At 69.7% G+C, this 18309-nt stretch carries 14 protein-coding genes; 1 reads left to right on the forward strand and 13 read right to left on the reverse strand.

Translation table 11 applies throughout. From position 1 onward, the window contains the following. Positions 1 to 6: 6 nt before the first annotated feature. From RCO38_RS21575 to RCO38_RS21635, 13 genes are all read right to left on the reverse strand, one after another. Positions 7 to 1194: an imelysin family protein gene (locus RCO38_RS21575; RefSeq protein WP_308330505.1), complete on the reverse strand. Its 1188-nt coding sequence runs from the start codon at positions 1192 to 1194 to the stop codon at positions 7 to 9. Between the two features lie 99 nt (positions 1195 to 1293). Continuing rightward, positions 1294 to 3696, reverse strand: a complete 2403-nt coding sequence (locus RCO38_RS21580) for a TonB-dependent siderophore receptor (protein WP_308330506.1) — start codon at positions 3694 to 3696, stop codon at positions 1294 to 1296. A 77-nt stretch (positions 3697 to 3773) separates the two neighbouring features. Beyond that, positions 3774 to 5054: a sigma-70 family RNA polymerase sigma factor gene (locus RCO38_RS21585; RefSeq protein WP_308330507.1), complete on the reverse strand. Its 1281-nt coding sequence runs from the start codon at positions 5052 to 5054 to the stop codon at positions 3774 to 3776. 1 nt (position 5055) lies between these two features. Continuing rightward, entirely contained in the window at positions 5056 to 5511 is a 456-nt protein-coding gene (locus tag RCO38_RS21590) for a hypothetical protein (protein WP_308330508.1), read from the reverse strand. Continuing rightward, positions 5508 to 5840 (reverse strand): DUF3325 domain-containing protein, encoded by a 333-nt coding sequence (locus tag RCO38_RS21595; protein WP_308330509.1) that lies wholly within the window; start codon positions 5838 to 5840, stop codon positions 5508 to 5510. Before RCO38_RS21595 ends, RCO38_RS21590 begins: the two co-directional genes overlap by 4 nt. Then, on the reverse strand, positions 5833 to 7548 hold the full coding sequence (locus tag RCO38_RS21600) for a PepSY-associated TM helix domain-containing protein (protein ID WP_308330510.1): 1716 nt from the start codon (positions 7546 to 7548) through the stop codon (positions 5833 to 5835). Before RCO38_RS21600 ends, RCO38_RS21595 begins: the two co-directional genes overlap by 8 nt. Before the next feature lie 11 nt (positions 7549 to 7559). After that, the gene (locus RCO38_RS21605; RefSeq protein WP_308330511.1) at positions 7560 to 7865 is read right to left on the reverse strand and encodes an iron uptake protein; all 306 of its coding nucleotides are present in this window, start codon (positions 7863 to 7865) and stop codon (positions 7560 to 7562) included. Then, a complete protein-coding gene (locus RCO38_RS21610; RefSeq protein WP_308330512.1) occupies positions 7862 to 9988 on the reverse strand; it encodes a TonB-dependent siderophore receptor in 2127 nt (708 codons plus the stop codon). The genes RCO38_RS21605 and RCO38_RS21610 overlap by 4 nt, the downstream gene beginning before the upstream one ends. Before the next feature lie 54 nt (positions 9989 to 10042). Next, positions 10043 to 12199 carry a TonB-dependent siderophore receptor gene (locus RCO38_RS21615; RefSeq protein WP_308330513.1) on the reverse strand — a complete coding sequence of 719 codons (2157 nt, stop codon included), beginning with the start codon at positions 12197 to 12199 and terminating at the stop codon, positions 10043 to 10045. Between the two features lie 168 nt (positions 12200 to 12367). Then, complete coding sequence (locus tag RCO38_RS21620; protein WP_308330514.1) at positions 12368 to 13318, reverse strand: 1-phosphofructokinase family hexose kinase; 951 nt, start codon at positions 13316 to 13318, stop codon at positions 12368 to 12370. A gap of 44 nt (positions 13319 to 13362) precedes the next feature. Continuing rightward, a complete protein-coding gene (locus RCO38_RS21625) occupies positions 13363 to 13938 on the reverse strand; it encodes an MOSC domain-containing protein (protein WP_308330515.1) in 576 nt (191 codons plus the stop codon). A 2-nt stretch (positions 13939 to 13940) separates the two neighbouring features. Next, the gene (locus RCO38_RS21630; protein ID WP_308330516.1) at positions 13941 to 15338 is read right to left on the reverse strand and encodes an aminopeptidase P N-terminal domain-containing protein; all 1398 of its coding nucleotides are present in this window, start codon (positions 15336 to 15338) and stop codon (positions 13941 to 13943) included. Positions 15339 to 15381: 43 nt separating this feature from the next. After that, positions 15382 to 16083, reverse strand: coding sequence for a nucleotidyltransferase family protein (locus RCO38_RS21635; RefSeq protein WP_308330627.1), 702 nt, complete (start codon positions 16081 to 16083; stop codon positions 15382 to 15384). 144 nt (positions 16084 to 16227) lie between these two features. Between RCO38_RS21635 and tkt the strand changes: the two genes are divergently transcribed. Further along, a complete protein-coding gene (gene tkt / locus RCO38_RS21640) occupies positions 16228 to 18306 on the forward strand; it encodes a transketolase (RefSeq protein ID WP_308330517.1) in 2079 nt (692 codons plus the stop codon). Positions 18307 to 18309 lie beyond the last annotated feature (3 nt).

An 18309-nucleotide genomic window follows, 5' to 3' on the forward strand; every position in this document is an offset into this window, starting at 1 on the left:
GAAGGATCAGGGCTCCACGAGTGTCAGCTTGGCGATGCCGACGGCCGACGCAGACTCCACCAGCAGCTTGGACTGCGACACCAGGCTGGCGATGGTCTTCTCGATGGCCGGGCGGCCGGCCGAGCCCTTGACGATGGCGCGGTCGAACGGTGCGGGAATCGCTTCGGCGCCCTTCACCGAGTCGGCGATCTGCGCCGTGGTCTTCTCGGCCAGGGCCGGGTTCTTCACGGCCACCAGGTCGCGCACGCCGGGGCCCTTGAGCACGCTGCCGTCACGGCGCTTGAACTCGCCGGTCCACACGTTCTGGATGCCCTTGGCGTTGGTGACCACATCGCGGTGCGTGTTGTCGGAGAAGCAGGAGTGTTCGTCTTCCTGGTCCTGCGAGTTCAGGGCCACCTCCATGCGTTCGCCCGAGAGTTCACCGCGCGAGAGCGAGCCCAGGCCGACGATGATCTTGCGCACAGACTCCTTGCCGCCCTTCTCGAACTTGGCGCGGTAGTTTTTGGCGTTCGGCTCCCAGGCCTGGGTCACGGCCGTCAGGTCGTCCACCAGCAGCTCGGTGGCCACGGTCAGGTACTGCGCGCGGCGCTCGGCATTGGCGCCCTTGCCCGCCACGTAGTCCTCGAAGGAGCGGTTGCCCGGGCCGGTTTCGCTCTGGTCCTGGCCCCAGAGCAGGAACTCGATGGCGTGCCAGCCGGCGCTGATGTTCTCCTCGCCGCCGCGCTCGTTGGCCTTGGCCAGCGCGGCCTTGGTGATCTTGAACTTGGCGTTGTTGACCATGCCGGCCTTCGGCTTGCCGGTCACGTAGTCCACATAGGCCTCGTCCAGCGGCCAGGCGTTGATCTGGCCCTCGGGGCCCTTGTCGTCGTCGATCGGGCCGCCGTAGAAGCGGAAGGCCTCGGTCTGGCCGTAGAACTCGCGGGCGTCCAGCCAGGCCTTGCGGGCCTTGTTCAGACCCTCGGCCGAGGGGGCCTTGGTGAACTCGGCGATGGCGGCCTGCAGATCCTTGGCAGCAGCCAGGGTGTCGGCGTAGCTGGCGTGCACCAGGGTGGCGTAGTGCGCGGCCACGGCCTTGTGGTCGACAGCAGCGGCCGCCGCGGCCGCAGGAGCGGTGGTCTGGGAGTGGGCGGGCAGCGAGGCGGCGGTCAGGGACGCCAGGGCCAGCACGGCGGCGGCGACGGTGTGCAGTTTCATCGGTGGTTGCTCCTGTTGATGGCAAATGAGAACGATTCTATTTTAGATGTGTTCGCCGGCGATCCTGACTGTCGAGCGGATTTGATCCAGATCAAGCTTTCAGAACCGGGCCTGCAGGCTCAGCGACACGTTGCGTGCCTCACCCACGTTGCCGGCCGACCAGCCGCCACCGGCCCAGTACTTTTTGTTGAACAGGTTGTAGACGTTGCCCAGCAGGGTGAGCGCCTGTCCGCGGACCGCGAAGTCGTAGCTGAACCCGGCGTTGACCACCGTGCGGGACGGGATCTGCAGGGTGTTGGCGTCGGTGGTGAACGAGGCGCCCGCGTAACGGACGGTGCCATGCAGCTTCAGGCCTCGCACGCCCGGCACCAGGTGCTGGACATTGGCCGCCACCTGCCAACGGGGCGCGAACGAGGGGGCGTTGCCCTGGAGGGCGGCGTTGTCGATCGAGACCTTGTCGATGGTCGCGTCCAGATAAACCGCCGAGAGCCCGACGCTCAGGGTCTTGCCCAGCGGGTAGGCGCCGCTGAGTTCCATGCCTTGGTAGACCAGCCGGCCGTCCTGTGTCAGGTGGCGTTCGCCGCCCCGCAGCGCGTCGATCTGGTTGGCGCGCTCGACGCGGAACAGCGCCACGGCGTAGTCGACGCCACCGTGCTCATGTTTGGCGCCGATCTCGTATTGCTTGGACACCGTGGCCTTGAGCAGCTCGCCGGCGTTGGCGTAGGGCGGGCTGACACGGGTGCCGGGCTCCAGCCCTTCCACATAGCTGCCATAGAGGCTGGTGTGGGCGTCGGGTTTGTGGATCAGGGCCAGGGTGGGGCTGGCGTTGCTGATCCGGTAGGCAGAGTCAACGGTCGGGTCGCCGTCGAGGTCCTTGATGCGGTAGCGCGTGAACCGCAGCCCGGCAATGGCCTGCCAGCGCTCGTTGAAATGCAGCGTGTCGCTCGCAAAGGCGTAGGTTTGGCGGGTGTCTGAACTCACCGGCAGCAGCGCGAAGTCGGGTGTGCGGGTGGACCGGAAGGTCTGCTCGCGGTAGAGGTTGCCGTCGAAGTCGTTCGACCAGTAGAACTCGCTGGCCCAGCGGTCGCGGCTGGCTTGCAGGCCGGCCCCGGCCACCAGCTCGTGCTTCATGCCTGCCGCCTGCACCGTGCCCTGCAGCACCGCCTGTGAAAACACATTGTTCAGCTGGCCGGCGAAGTTGTACATCGAGCCGGTGTAGTCGCCCGCGCGGTTGAGCAGGTTGGCAAAGGCCTTGTTGGACCGGTGGTTCTTTCGCGAGAAGCCCAGCTGGGTCTTCAGCGTCCACTGGTCGTCGATCCTCCAGTCGATGCCGGTGGACGCCAGCAGTGTCTTGGTCTGGTAGTACGCGTTGTCGACGTTGAGCTGGTCGTAGTCGTAGGTGACCGTGGGCAGCTGCCCGTCGCTGCCCACGTGGTCATAGGCTTCGAGGTACAGCTGGATGGGCTCGGCCTGGTTGCGGCTGTCTTCGTAGGCCACGGTGTTGCGCCACTGGACCGAGCCGCTCAGGGCCTGGTCGAGCGCGAGGGACGCGACCGTGCGGTCGATCCTGGCAGCGTTGTAGGCGGTGCCGTGTTCGGTGGCGGCGTTGGCCCTCAGCCCGGTGTCTTCGGAGAGCCGCCGGCTGGTGTCCAGGTGCACCGAGGCGAGGCTGGGGTTGCGGTAGCCCAGCTGCACCAGGGTTTCGTTGTCGGCCTTGGGGCGCTTGAGCAGGTAGCTCAGAGCGCCGCCCGGCTCACCGAAGCCGTACGTGAAGCCGGTCAGGCCCTTGAGGGCGGTGACGCTCTCGGTGATTTCGGTCGGGAAGTCGCCACCCCAGTACAGCAGCATCGGGATGCCGTCGATGTAGGTGTTGCGCACCGGCAGGCCTCGGATCTGTGTGCCCCACCAGTCGGTCGCGAAGGAGTTGGTCGGAGTGGAGACGGCGGCGTCCTTCGCGAAGATCTGGCCGATCGACTTGGCGCCGCGTTCGGCGATGTCGTCGCTGTCCACCGTGGCGACGGAAAACGGGGTGTCCAGCAGCTTCTTGTCGCCCAGCGCGCCGGTGCTGCTGTGCTGCGACAGGTAGCCCAGCGGGGAGGCCGGACCGAGCGCCTTGGCGGTGACCCTCACCTCGGGCAAGGCCGCGTCGGAGGTCGGGGCCTTGGGCGCAGCAGGCTGGATGCTGACCGCCGTGCCCTCCACCGTGGCGGTCAGGCCGCTGTCGGCGAGCAGGCGGTCCAGTGCCTGGCGGGCAGTGAGCGGGCCGGCGACAGCGGGTGCCGTCTTGCCCGCCACCAGCGATTGCTGCACGGCCAGCTGCGCGCCGGTCTGGCGCGCCCAGGCGTTGAGCGCCTCTCCCAGCGGCTGGGCGGGCAGGTGGATGGCGATGGGCGCGGCATCGGGCGCCAGACTGGCGCTGCCCTGCGCCCACAGGGCGCCGGAGGCGAAGACCAGGGAAAGGGCGAGGGCCAGCGGGGCGGGCCGGGGGGTGAAGCGGTGCATGGGAACTCCAACGACGGATTGAGACAGGCGGTCGTTCCGGTAGACGCACCAGCCCCGGTGTTGCCGGAGTGGACTTCCTACTTTTTTTGCGGGGCCGGTGCCGGCGGTCGTTGCGCCGGCTCCAGGTGCACGCCGGTGGGCCCGGGAACCAGCCGCAGCGGCAGCGCCGCCGTCAGCAGGCGGCGGGTGCTCGTGGCGTCGTGCGGGTCGAAGGTGCCGCTCAACCGCAGGCCGGCCACCGCGGGGTCGATCGACGCGATGCCCTGGGGTGCATGGCGCTCCAACTCGGCCAGCGCCTGCGCCAGCGGCCGGTTGTCCACGCTCAGCAGGCGTTCGCGCCAGGGCGCCGCGCCCCCGGGCGGCAGCCGCTTCACCGACCGCAGCCGGCCGGCAGTGTCAAAGACCGCCCGCTGCTCGGCCTCCAGCAGCAGCGGCTGCCACGCTGCCGCCACGCCATCACCAGCAGCCACGCGCACACGTCCGTGTTCGACCGCCACCTCCACCCCGGCGCGCCCGGGCACCTCGGGCGTGAGCCGCACCGAGAATCGCGTGCCCACCACGGTCACCTGCACCGCATCGGCGCGCACATGGAAAGGCCGTGCGCTGTCGGGCGCAACCTCGAAGAAGGCCTGGCCCTGCAGCAGCCTGACGTTGCGGTGACCGCGGTGGAAGGCCACCTCGATCTGCGTGGCGGTGTCCAGCCGCAGATGGCTGCCGTCCGGCAGGGTCAGCCGCTGCTGCTGGCCGCGCCGGGTGCTGAACGCCTGCTGGTACAGGGGCTGCGCCCGCCAGTGGGCCCAGCCGGCCCAGCCGCCGAGACAGGCCAGGCTGCCCACGGCCAGCATGGACGTGATGGCATGCCGGCGCGACGAGGCGCGGCCCGGCAGAGCCTGCGCGCAGGCGCGCATGGCGACCTCCAGGTGCGACTCCACCGTCCTCACGCTCACCCCCATGGCCTGCGCCACCTCGACGCGACTCAGGCCATCGATCTTGGCGAGGACAAAGGCTTCGCGCGCCCGCGGCGGCAGGGCGGCCAGGGTCTGTTCGAGCCGCTGCAGGCGCTGGCGGCCGTCGAGGATGACCTCGGGCTGGTGGGTGTCGGGGCCGGCGTGCTCATCGCATTCGGGGTCCACTGGGCCAAACGCCGCCGTACCACGCACGGTGCTTCGTCGGTGGTGGTCGGTCAGCAGGTTGCGCGCCGTGGTGTAGAGCAGCGCGCGTGGCTCCATCACCGGGCGGGCGCCGGCGACCGAATAGACGCGCGCAAAGCTCTCCTGCGTCAGGTCGGCCGCGAGGTCGCGGTTGCCCACCCTCCGGGTGAGGAAGTTCAGCAGTTCGCCGTGAAAGCGTTCGATCACGTCAGTGACCGGTCCCGTCCGGGGCCGCGAGCGGGCCTCGTTCGATCCTCACCACCAGCAAGTCGAGCTCCCCGAGAACCTCGCCCTGGTCCGCCAGCCAGCGGGCCAGGCGCAGCGCGACCAGGGGATCGTCCAGCGGGGTTCTGTGGCCGTGGTGCTCCAGGACCACCGGCAGGCTGGGGTCGGCCGTGGCCCGCGCCGGCAGTCGGTAGTAGAGGCGGCGCTCTTCCTTCGACGTGAAGCGCTCGATGAAGCCCGCCCGCTCCAGATCGGCCAGTGCGTGCGCGATGCTGCTGACGTTCAGGGCGTGCCCGGCCTGCATCGCGCTGCGGTACAGGTCCTCGCAGCACTGTGGCACGCCGCCCGCCTGCGCCATCAGGTTCAGCACCGTGGTGCGCCCGAGGGTGGGGCGTAAGCCCGCCTCGCGCAGGGTCTGTGGGGTGTCGGCGAAATTCATGCGGGCCGGATGGCGCGCCCGCCGAGTGCCCAGGGTGCCAGCCACCGGGGCCGGCGGCTGAGCACCATGGCCACGCCCAGCGCGCTGCCGGCCAGCAGCATGGTCCACACCAGCACCGCCATCGACGGCCGGTCGGCCGCCCCGCAGGCCAGCAATGAGAACAGCAAGGCGGCCGCGCCCAAGGCGCGCAGCCGCCGGCGCGGGCCCTGGGCATCGTCGGCATGCCGGTGCATCACCTGGCCCCAGTGCACCTCCATCGCCAGCGCGAGCCAAGCCATGCCGCTGAACGCCAGCACCGCGGCCAGCAGCAGCCAGAACGTCTCAGACATGGGCCACCTCCGCCACCGCATCGTTGCTGGCGGCGTGGCCCGGCCGCGCAAGGGGTACCGCCTGCTCGCGCCGGGCGAGTTGGCGCGCAGCCCAGCCGGCGAGGGCCGCGCTGGCCAGCAGGCTCAGGTCCACCCCGGCCACGGCCCAGTAGGTGTCGGTGAACACGGTCTTGACGAGGTGGTCGCCGGTGGTGATGGCGTTGAGCGCCACGGCGGCCACACTGAGCGCCACGATGGCCCAGCACTGCTCGCGCCAGGCCGGGTTCATGCGCGCCTGCGCCACCGGGGCGCTGCGCACCAGCGCGTGCGCCAGGGCCAGTGCCCACAGGCCGAAGAAGGCGGTCTTTTCCCAGTCGCCCTTGCCGGCCAGGTCGGGCGGCAGCAGGCGGTTGGCCACCAGCATGCCGGTGGCGGCGATCACCATGCCGGTGACCGTGGCCACGGCCAGCGCGTCGACGATGCGGCTGCCCTGCCCGCCTGTTTTGGCGTGTTGCTGCTTGCGCTTCTCGACAAAGAAGACAAAGCCGGTGGCGATGCAGACGCAGCCCAGCAGGCCGCCCAGCACATACAGCCAGCGCAGGAACCAGTGTTCGAAGTGCTGCAGGTGCAGGCCGGTGAGGAACTCGTTGATGTCGGACACGGCGCTGCGCGGCGGGTCTTCGCGGAGCAGCTCGCCGGTGCTGCCCTTGAAGTGGATGCCCTCGCCCACCAGGGCCACGCGGTCGCTGCCGGCACGGTAGACGCTGACGTAGCTGTTGGCGTCGCCCACATGGTGCACCGTGAGAAAGCCCACCTCGCCCGCCATGTCGCGCGCGGCCCAGCGGCGCTTGGCCTCGGCCACCATCGCGTCCACCGAGGCCAGCGGGGCGGGCACGCCGGCGGCGTGGTGTGGCAACCCGGTTTCCTGCGCCTCCATCACCTCGTGGCGGTCGTGCAGGCCCTTGAGCTGGAACTGCGAGACCGGCAGGAAGTAGAAGGCCGCAAAGATCACCAGGCCGGTGAAAGCGAAGAAGAAGTGGAAGGGCAGCGCGACCACGCCGCTCATGTTGTGCAGGTCCAGCGCGCTGCGCTGGGTGTGCTTCTTCGGCCGGAAGGTGAAGAACTCGCGGAAGATCTTGCGGTGGATCACCACGCCCGAGACCAGGGCAGCCAGCATCACCAGCGCCGCCAGGCCGACGAGAAAGATGCCCAGGTTCTTCCACTGCCAGTTCAGGCTGTAGTGCATGGGATAGAACCAGTCGCTGCCGATCTTGAGCTGGTCGGCGCGCACCACGGCGCCACTGCGCGGGTCGATGGTGGTCTCGCCGTGGATGTGGTTGTGGCCGTCCGGGTCCTTGGCCAGCGGCACCTTGAAGCCGATGCCCATGCGCAGCACCGGGTCGCGGTGCGTGGTGTAAGCCCAGTACTCGTCGGCCGGCAGTTCGGTGCGCGGCGTCATTGGGCCTCGCGCCGGGTCGTGCAGCGTGGCCATGTTGGCCGCGTAGTCGGCTTCGTCGGGCTCGATCTTCCCGAACGCCGGCAGCAGCACCTGGTCGAACGAGGGCATGGGCTGCGGGTCGAAGCGCGTCTGGGGAATCGCCCAGCGGTCGATCTCGCGGTCGAACACCGATAGCGAGCCGAAGAAGAACACCACGATCAGCACGAAGCCGATCACCAGGCCGAACCAGGTGTGCAGCCAGGTCATGGACTGCCGGAAGTTCTGGAACATGGGGTTTCCTTTCAGGACAGGATCGCGCGCTGGATGGCCCAGGCGGCGGTGAACAGCAGGGCCGCGCCGCCGGCCAGCACGGCCCAGACGCGGGCAATGCGGGCGGCCGCGAAGCTCCAGAGGAACAGGCCCAGGAACACCAGGAAGGCGAGCATGAGCACGCCCATCTCGGCGTCGTGGTAGTCCACGCCCAGGCCCACCAGCGCGGCCACGCCGGCCGCCGCGAAGCCCCAGGTGAAGGCGTAGGCGCCGAAGACGCCGGCGGTCACGCGGGCGGTGACCTCCGGCCAGCGCAGCGACCGGGTCCGGGCGTTCACAGCTTGTATTCCAGCGTGAGGGCCGCGGTGCGCGGGGCCCCGTAGATGGCGCCGTAGGTCACCGAGCGGATGTACTTCTTGTCCGCCAGGTTCTTGACGTTCAGGCGCAGCGTGGCCTTGTCGGTCAGCTCGTAGGCGACGAAGGCGTCGACCAGGGTGTAGGCGTCCTGCTGGGCACCGGCGACCTTGGTGATGTCCGACTGCCAGCGCAGGCCCGCGCCGACGCGCAGTTGGGGCAGCGCGGCCACGCGCGTGTCGGCGAGCAGCTTGAGCGTGCGGCGGGGCACCCACTCGTAGATGTCGTTGCCGTCCGGACCTGTCAGCTTCATCGAGGTGAAGCCGGCTGTGAGCCGGGTGTCGGTGCCGACGCGGCCGCTGGCCTCGATCTCGAAGCCGCGGGTCTTCACGTTCCTGGGCTCGTAGTAGGACCGCTGGGCCACCGGGTCGAAGCCGGCTTCGGTGGCCAGCCCGCGCTGTTCGGCGCTGAACAGCGCGAACGTGGTCAGCAGCTTGCGGCCGAGCCATTCGGCCTTGACACCGACTTCGGTGTTGACGCCCTTCATGGGCTGGAGGAAAGCGCCGTTGACGTCGCGCTGGTCCTGGGCCTGGAAGATGTCGGAATACGAGGCGTAGGCCAGCGCGTCCGGCGTCAGGTCGTAGGTCAGGCCGACGTAGGGGCTGGTCTTTTTGGTGGTTTCGTTGTCGAGGTTGGTGCCGCCGCCGTAGATGGCGGTGCCGTCGCGCTTGAGCGTGATCGCGTTGACGCCGACGATGCCCTTGAGCTGGTCGGTCAGCTGCAGCCGGCTGGCGGCGTACAGGCGGGTGATGGCCTGGTCGCCGTCGGCCGTCACGGACTTGGCGCCCCAGGCCGGTTCGGCATAGACGTCGCCCGCATACGGGAAGGCCGGCAGGACCGGGAAGGTGGCGCCCGCGTAGGCCTCGGTGAGGCTCTTCTGCTTCGAATGGCTCAGGCCGAACAGGGCGTCGTGCTGGCGGCCGAAGGCGTGGAAGCGGCCGCTGAGGCTGGCGTCCACGATGTTGCTGCTGGAGCGGCCTTCGCTGCGGTAGGGCCAGCCGTAAAGGCCGGTGTTGTCGTCGTTGAGGTAACCGGTGAAGGTGTAGGCGTAGAACAGCTTCGCGCTGTCGTCGCCTTCCGCGTGGTTGAGGGTGAGCTTGGCTTCCCAGTCGGCCGACAGCGCATGCGTGTATTCCACGAAGGCGCTCTGCGTGCGGTTGTTCCAGCGGGTCCAGTCCTGCGCTGTCGAGGCCGACACGTCGAACTCGGCCAGGGAGCCGTCGGCGTAGGGCAGGGTGAGCGAGCCCCACATGGGCGAGCGCTGTTTCGAGTCCTGGTAGGTCAGACCCAGGGCCAGGATGCCGTTGTCGCCGACCTGGCCCTCGACGATGCCCGAGACGGCGGTGCGCTGGTTGTGCAGCGCGCGCAGGTGCGAGTCCTTGTCCTCCTGCGCCACCACCAGCCGGCCGGCCCACTGGCCGTCCTTGGACAGCACCTTGTTGTAGTCCAGGGCCACACGCTTCTGGCCGTAGGAGCCCAGGGTGAACTGCGCCTCGCCGCCGTCCTTGCCGGTGGGCCGCTTGCGCACGTAATTGATGGTGCCCGAGGCGTTGCCGACGCCCGTCAGCAGGCCGTTGGCGCCGCGGATCAGTTCGATCTTCTCGAACAGGTAGGTGTCCAGCTGGCTTTCGGCGATGCCCCACGCGTTGGTCATGCCCAGGCCGTCGATCTGCGTGAGCATGATGTCAAAGCCACGCGAGCTGTAGGAGGTGCGGTTGGTCTCCCATTCGTCCACGGTGAGGCCGGTGCCGAAGCGCAGGGCGTCGTTGCTGTCGGTGGCGCCGAAGTCGCGCAGCGTCTCCTTGTCCAGGGTGCTGATCGATTGCGGGGTGTCCTTGACCTCCATGGGCAGGTTGGTCGCGCCCTTGGAGACCCGGTTTTCGCGCTTGGCCTTGATCACCACCGTGGAAAGTTCGGGCGCCTGCGCGCCGGGGGCGCTGGTGCCGGTCTCGGCGGTCTGGGCATGTGCGGGCAGGCCGGCGATGAGGCCGCTGGCGAGCAGCGCCGATGCGATGGCCAGGGGGTGGTGCTTGGGATGGGACTTCATAAGGTCGTGGGTGGGGATGGGTGAAAAGATGCAAGGGGCGGTGCGCGCCCGGACTCAGTACGTCCAGTTCAACGAGACCGAGAGGCTGCGCGGGTCGCCGTAGTAGTTCTGGTCCCACAGCAGGCTGTTGAGATGCTTCTCGTCGGTGGCGTTGCGCAGGTTGGCGGTCAGGCTCCAGTGCTTGCTGAAGCGGTAGCGCGCCATCAGGTCCAGCAGGGCGTAGGCGTCCTGCGTGGAGGTGATGCCGCCACCCTGGTCGCGCGAGATCGCGCTCTGCCACTTCAGGCTGGCGCCGAGCTCCAGGCCGGGCACGGCGTCGATGGCCACCGTGGTCGACAGGCGCAGGGTCTGGCGCGGCACGAAGGTGCGCACGTTCTGCCCGTCCTCGCCCTTGATGCGGTTCTGGGCATAGCCGGCGCTCAGCTGCCAGCCCGGGGCCACGGTGCCGGCGATCTCGGCCTCGAAGCCACGGGCGGTGGCGTCGACCCCGCGGTAGTAGGAGATGCCGTTGGCAAAACCGGCGTATTCGGCGGTGTTGTCCTGTTTCGTTCTGAAGACGGCGAGGCTGGCGTTCAGTCGCTTGTCGGTCGACTCGAACTTCAGGCCCAGTTCGCCGGTGCGGCCCTCGACCGGGTCGAGCACGGCGCCGCGGGCGTCCAGTTCGATCTGCGGATTGAAGATGCTGGCGGCGCTGCCGTAGACCGAGACGTTTGGATGGACGTCGTAGACCAGGCCGGCAAAGGGCAGGGCCTTGCTGGCGCGGTAGTTGTGGTCGACGCCGTACTGCACGCCCGCGCTGCTGGCGCGGGTGGCGTTCAGGCCGGCGATCAGCTTGAGGCTGTCTGAGAGGCTGAACTTGCCGGCGCTGTAGACCGCGCGGCGCTTGTCGATGCGATGGCCGAAGGCCGAGACGCCCTGGTCGAAGTCGGGCATCGCGAAGCTACCGTCCAGCACCTGCTGGAGGGTGAGCGCCTGGCCCAGGTCGTCGTAGCTGGAAGCCATGTCGACCTTGTTGCGGCCGGCCGAGGCGCCGAACACGGCCTCGTGCCGGCGGCCGCCGAGTTCGAACGGACCCCGGACCTGCACGTCCGCGAGGGTCTGGCGTTCCTGGTGGTCGTAGGTCGAGGGCCAGCTGAACAGCCCGGAGCCGGTCGCCCGGTCGGGCGTGCCGTAGATGTAGAGCATGGCCGTGTCCGACTGGATGCGGCGCTGGCTGAGCGTGACCTTGGCGCTCCAGCCGCTGCCCAGGTCGTGCAGCAGCTCGGCGAAGCTGCGGCCGTCGTCGGTGTCCCAGCGGGCCCAGGCGGGCGCCGAACTGGCCGAGCTGTCGTAGTCGATGGCCGAGCCGTCGCTGTAGTACAGCGGCAGCGCACCCCACATCAGGCCCTGGGGCCGGTTGTTCTGTTGCGCGTGGCCCAGGGTCAGCACGGTCGACGGGCCCAGGTCGGCCTCGATCACACCCGAGGCCACCTGCTTGCGCGCGTGGTAGCGGTCGAGGTAGGAGTCCTTGTCCTCGTCGGCCACGATCAGGCGGCCGCGCAGGCTGCCGCTGGCGTTCAGCGGGCCGGCCACATCGGCGTCGACGCGCCGCAGGTTCCACGAGCCCAGGGTCAGGCCGGCGCTGGCCTGCAGCTGCGCGGTCGGGCGCTTGCGCACGAAGTTGACCGTGGCCGAGGGGTTGCCGGTGGACGAGAGCAGGCCGTTGGCGCCGCGCAGCACTTCCACACGGTCGTAGATGGCGGTGTCCATGTCGCCGTTGAGCAGGCCGGAGGCGAAGGGCAGGCCGATGCCGTCTTCCTGGAAGTTGGTGATGTCAAAGCCCCGGGCGGAGAAGTAGGTGCGGTCGGTCTCGACCTTCTCGACCTGCACGCCGGTGACGCCGGACAGCAGGGTGCGCACTTCGTTGAGGCCGAAGGCCTGCATCTGGGCCTGCGAGGTGACGCTGATGGACTGCGGCGTCTCGCGCAGGCGCAGGTCCAGGCCGGTGGCCGAGGTGGACACCGACGCACCGAAGGCGGGCGACTGTTCGGTGGGGGCGGCGATGGCGCTCGCGCGCACCACCACCGTGTCGAGGGCGGGGGCCGTGTCGGTGGCCGCGGTCTGGGCCAGTACGGAGGGTGCCGGTCCGAACAGGACCGAACCGGCGAGCGCAATGCGGGCGGCCAGGGCGAGCGGGCGGAGCGCCGCCGGTGCAGAAGAGTGGAGAGTCATGGATCAAGAGACAGCGGATCCGTCGGAGCGACGGGGGTGTTGGCTGGCTCTTGAGCGCGCGCGCAAACAGGCGCACCAATGGCTGGCTGGTGCTAAATGATAACCATTATCAGTAACTGTTTCAAGATGAACGATCTGCCGGTGGTTCGCCCGGGGCCTGCCGCCGCCTCAGACCACGGGGCGGACCTGGACCTTGGCGAACAGCCGGCGCACGTCCTCGGGCCGCGCCAGCCCTGTGCCGGCGGTCAGCAGCGCGGCCGAGCCGGCGGCCACGCCCCAGGCGAAGGCCTGGTCCATCGGCATGCCGTGCTGCCAAGCCCAGACCAGGCCGGCCACGAAGCTGTCGCCCGCGCCCACCGCGCTGGCCACCGGCATGTCCAGCGGCGGCGCGGACCACATCGCCTCGCGCGTGACCAGCAATGCGCCCAGGTGCCCCAGAGTCAGTGCCACGATCTCGGTCTTGCCGTCCTGCACCAGCTGGCGCGCCGCGGCCTGCCACTGCTCCGGTGTCTCCAGCGTCTGCCCGCTGAGTTCGGCCAGTTCCTTGAGGTTGGGCTTGAACAGGAACACGCCCTCGGCCAAGGCCGCCGCCAGCGCCGGGCCGGACGCGTCGAGCACCAGCTTCGCTCCGCGCTGACGGCACAGACGGGCGACGCGGGCGTAGAAATCGACCGGCACGCCCGGCGGCAGGCTGCCGCTGGCCACCACCATGTCGGGGAACTCGGCCTGGCCTTCGAGGTGCTGCAGGCAAGCGGTCCACTCGGCCTCGCTCAGGTGCGGGCCGGGCATGACGAAGCGGAACTCGGCGCCCGTGCTGTGTTCGTGCACAGTGAAGCTCACGCGGGTTTCGTCGGCGATCGGCAGGAACACGCTGTCCAGCCCCTCGTCGCGCATGCGTTTCTCCAGCCACTGGCCCGGCGAGCCGCCGGTCGGGCACAGCGAGGTGCAGCGCCCGCCCAGGCGCGTGAGCACGCGCGCCACGTTGACGCCGCCGCCGCCCGCGTCGTGCAGCGTGTCGCCGCAGCGCAGCTTGTGCGTGGGCACGACGTGTTCGGTCTCGGTCGCGAGGTCGACCGAGGGGTTCATGGTCAGGCAGAGGATGCGGGGCGGGGTGTTCATGCGGCGGTTGTACCGCATGCGCCGCCCGGCGGCTTTGTCCGGCCTCAACGCATGTGCTTGGCCCGTTTGGCGAGAAAGGCCTGCGCCACGGTCATGCCGCGCCGGCCGGGCTTCACCACGATGTCCTGTCCGGCCTGCACCGAACCTGGGCGCACCACCGCCAGGTACCAGCCGCAACAGCAGGCGTCCACCATCAGGCGCCCGGCGTCGCGCAGACCGGTGACGGCGTTGAACTTTGCGCAGGGTTCGCGCGGCGCCGTCACCCGCAGCACCAGGTCACCGACCGCCCATTCGTCGCCGATCCACACCCCGTGTTCGTGCAGGCCTTCGACGCTCAGGTTCTCGCCCACGAAGCCGAACGGCAGGCGCTCGTCGAACATCGAGACGCCACGCTCGCGCCGCCAGGCCTGCCAGCGGGGCAGGTGCTCGACCGGGTAGGCGTAGACCGCCTTGTCCAGGCCGCCGTGCACCGAAAGGTCGGCCTGCTCGTCGCCGTCCAGACCCAGCGGTCCGACCGCCACCGGGCCGCCGACCGGGGTCTTGCCGATCGCCGAGAGCACGCGCCGCCCGCCCACCAACAGCGGTCGTGCGGCGCCGGTCTGGACACTGACGACGCGCACGTTCAGCCGCGCATCAGCGCTTCGATCTCGTCGGCCTTCACCGGCACGTCGCGGGTGATGAGTTCGCAGCCGGCCTCGGTGACGATGGCGTCGTCCTCGATGCGGATGCCGATGTTCCAGAACGCCTCGGGCACACCCTCGCCCGGGCGCACGTACAGGCCGGGCTCGATGGTCAGCGCCATGCCCGGGCGCAGGATGCGGCTGGGCCGGTCCTTGATCACCTCCCCCGAGAGCGGGTCCTTGCGCTCGTTCACCGTGCCCACCTCGCTCGGCTCCACATAGCTGCCGCAGTCGTGCACGTCCATGCCCAGCCAGTGGCCGGTGCGGTGCATGTAGAACGGGAAGTAGGCGCGGCTGGCGATCACGTCCTGCGCGCCGCCGACCTTGTTCCTGTCGAGCAGGCCGACGTCCAGCAGCCCCTGCGCCAGCACGGCCACGGTGGCCTCGTGCGGATCGGTGAAGCGGTTGCCGGGTTTCGTGGCGGCCACCGCCGCGTCTTGCGAGGCCAGCACCAGGTCGTAGAGCGTGCGCTGCGGGCCGGTGAAGGTGCCGTTGGCCGGGAAGGTGCGGGAGATGTCGCTGGCGTAGCCGTCGAGCTCGCAGCCGGCGTCGATCAGCACCAGCTCGCCGCTGCAAATGGGCGCGGCGTCGGCGCGGTAGTGCAGCACGCAGGCGTTGGCGCCGGCGGCGACGATGCTGCCGTAGGCCGGGTACTGCGAGCCGTGCTGGCGGAATTCGTGCAGCAGCTCGGCGTCCAGGTGGTACTCGCGCACATCCTGCCCGGCGCGCAGCATGGCGGCGCTGCGCTGCATGGCGCGGATGTGGGCGCGCGCGCTGATCTGCGCCGCGCGGCGCATCACGGCCGCCTCGTGCGCATCTTTGAACAGGCGCATCTCGTCCAGCGGGCCACACAGGTCGCGCTGCTGCTCGGGGCACAACGCACCGTAGCGCACGCGGGCCCGCACCGGCTCCAGCCAGCCGTTGATGCGGCTGTCCAGCCCCTTGTGGGTGGCGAACGGGTACCAGACCACGCTGCGGTTCTCCAGCAGTTTCGGCAGGCGCTGGTCCAGTTCGGTCGTCGGGAAGGCCGCCTGCACGCCGAGCGCGTCGGGCGCGGCGGCCGGGCCCAGGCGGATGCCGTCCCAGATCTCGCGCTCGGGGTCCTTGGGGTTGCAGAACAGCGTGGACTCGCCCTCGGCGGTCAGCACCAGCCAGGCGTTGGGCTCGGTGAAGCCGGTCAGGTAGTAGAAGTAGCTGTCGTGCCGGAACAGGAAATCGCTGTCGCGGTTGCGCTGCTGTTCGGGCGCGGTGGGCACGATGGCGATGCCACCGGGGGTCAGCTGCGCGGCCAGGCGGGCGCGGCGCTGTGCGTAGAGGGTGAAAGAGGTCTGGGCGTCCATCGCCGCATTGTGCGGCTTTTGCATGCTCGCGCGCGGCGCAGGGTCAGCGGTTCAGCTCGTCAAGGCGCTCGGGCGTGCCCACGTCGGTCCACGGGCCGGTGTACAGCTCGGCGCCGACCCGCCCGGCGTCCATCGCCTTGCGCAGCAGCGGCGCCAGCGGCTCGGCCGTGCCCTGCGGGTTGCCGGGAATGGTTTCGCTCCACGGCGCCTCGAATAGGGCGCGCCGGTACAGGCCGATGGTGCTGTAGGTGAAGCGCTCGCCGTCGGCGCTGTTGAGCGCACGGCCGACGGACGAGAGCCCGAAGTCGCCCCGGGGGTTGTGGGGCGGGTTGGGCACCAGCCAAAGGTGGGCCAGGTCGTCGCTGGCCAGGAAGCGGTCCACGCTGTCCTGGCCAAACACGAAGTCCGGCGCGTAGACGTCCCCGGCCAGCACCCAGAACACCTCGCCGAGCAGCGGCAGCGCGCGCGAGATGCCGCCGGCGGTCTCCAGCGCGTAGCCGAAATCCTGCCCTTCGTGCGAGAACCGCAGCTCGGCCCCGGGGTGCTGCTGGGGCCAGTCGGCGTAGCGCTCGGCGATCTGCTCGCCCAGCCAGGCGGTGTTGATCACCAGCCGGTCAAAGCCGCCCCGCGACAGCGCTTCCATGGCCCACTGCATCAGCGGCTTGCCGCGCAGCGGCAGCAGGGGCTTGGGGGTGGTGTCGGTGAGCGGCCGCATGCGCATGCCCCGACCGGCGGCCAGGATCATGGCGGGAATGGGCGTGTGCAGGGGAGTGGCCATGGAGGGTGTGCGTTCGGCGAACCGCCGCGCGCATTATGGTCCGCGGACCGGGGCCGATAAAATCCCCGGTTTCGGCCCGCGCCGACCTCTTCTCTCCCCCTCCCCCGCACCATGTCCGACGCCACCCCCAGCACCGCCGCCCCCGCCCCCGTCTCCACCGTGAGCGCCCAGACCCAGGCCAACGCCATCCGCGCGCTCGCCATGGACGCGGTGCAGGCCGCCAACTCCGGCCACCCCGGCGCGCCCATGGGCATGGCCGACATGGCCGTCGCGTTGTGGGGCCGCCACCTGCGCCACAACCCGACCAATCCCGCCTGGGCCAACCGCGACCGCTTCGTGCTGTCCAACGGCCACGGCTCCATGCTGATCTACGCGCTGCTGCACCTCACGGGCTACAAGCTGCCGATCGGCGAACTCAAGAACTTCCGCCAGCTGCACAGCAAGACGGCCGGCCACCCCGAAGTGGGCGTGACCCCCGGCGTGGAAACCACCACCGGCCCGCTGGGCCAGGGCATCACCAACGCGGTGGGCATGGCGCTGGCCGAGAAGCTGCTGGCGTCCGAGTTCAACCGCGAAGGCCACGCCATCGTCGACCACCACACCTACGTGTTCCTGGGCGACGGCTGCCTGATGGAAGGCATCAGCCACGAGGCCGTGGCCCTGGCCGGCGCCTGGAAGCTCAACAAGCTGGTGGCGCTGTACGACGACAACGGCATCTCCATCGACGGCCAGGTCGCGCCCTGGTTCATCGACAACACGCCCCAGCGTTTTGAAGCGTGTGGCTGGAACGTGATCCGCGCCGTCGATGGCCACGACGCCGACGCCGTGAGCGCCGCCATCGCCGCCGCCAAGAACAGCGCCGACAAGCCGACCCTGATCTGCTGCAAGACCAGCATCGGCAAGGGCAGCCCGAACCGCGCCAACACCGCCAAGGCCCACGGCGAGCCGCTGGGCGCTGAAGAGATCAAGCTGACCCGCGAAGCCCTGGGCTGGAGCCACGAGCCCTTCAAGATCCCCAAGGACGTGTACGCCGCCTGGGACGCCAAGGAGGCCGGCAAGGCCGCCGAGGCCGCCTGGAACGAGCAGTTCGCCGCCTACAAGGCCGCCTTCCCCGAGCTGGCCAAGGAATTCGTGCGCCGCATGAAGGGCGAGCTGCCCAAGTCCTTCAACCAGGTGGCCGTCAACGCCGCCGTCGAAGCCCACACCAAGGCCGAGACCGTGGCCAGCCGCAAGGCCAGCCAGATCGCGCTGGAGCATTTCACGGCGGCCCTGCCCGAGCTGCTGGGCGGCTCGGCCGACCTGACCGGCTCCAACCTGACCAACACCAAGTCCACGCCCAACCTGCGCTTTGACCTGGCAGGCAACGTTGTGAAGAACGAGGCTGGCCAGGGTGGCCGCCACATCAACTACGGCGTGCGCGAGTTCGGCATGGCCGCGATCATGAACGGCGTCGCCCTGCACGGCGGTTTCATCCCCTACGGCGGCACCTTCCTGACCTTCAGCGACTACAGCCGCAACGCCATCCGCATGGCCGCGCTGATGAAGCAGCGCGTGATCCACGTGTTCACGCACGACTCCATCGGCCTCGGTGAAGACGGCCCGACCCACCAGTCGATCGAGCACGTCGCCAGCCTGCGCCTGATCCCGGGCCTGGACGTCTGGCGCCCGGCCGACACGGCCGAAACCGCCGTGGCCTGGGCCGTGGCCCTGCAGACCGCGAATCGCCCGAGCGCCCTGTGCCTGTCGCGCCAGAACCTGCCCTACGCGCCCAAGGCCGACCTGGCCGACATCAGCAAGGGCGGCTACGTGCTGTCCGAGCCGGCCGACGTGGGCCTGAAGAAGAAGGCCCAGGCGGTCATCATCGCCACCGGCTCCGAAGTGCAGCTGGCGCTCAAGGCCCAGGAAGCCCTGGCCCGGGAACACAAGATCGCCGTGCGTGTGGTGTCCATGCCCAGCACCAGCGTGTTCGACCGCCAGAGCGCCGATTACAAGGCCGCCGTGTGCCCGAAGGGCCTGCCGCGCGTGGCCGTCGAGATGGGGTCCACCGACGGCTGGTGGAAGTACGGCGTGTCGGCCGTGGTCGGCATCGACACCTACGGCGAATCGGCCCCGGCGCCGGTGCTGTTCAAGCATTTCGGCTTCACCCCCGAGAACGTGGCCGACACGGTGCGTACCGTGCTGGCGAAGTAATCA

Source organism: Hydrogenophaga pseudoflava, from assembly GCF_031020795.1.
GTDB classification, from domain to species: domain Bacteria; phylum Pseudomonadota; class Gammaproteobacteria; order Burkholderiales; family Burkholderiaceae_C; genus Hydrogenophaga; species Hydrogenophaga pseudoflava_A.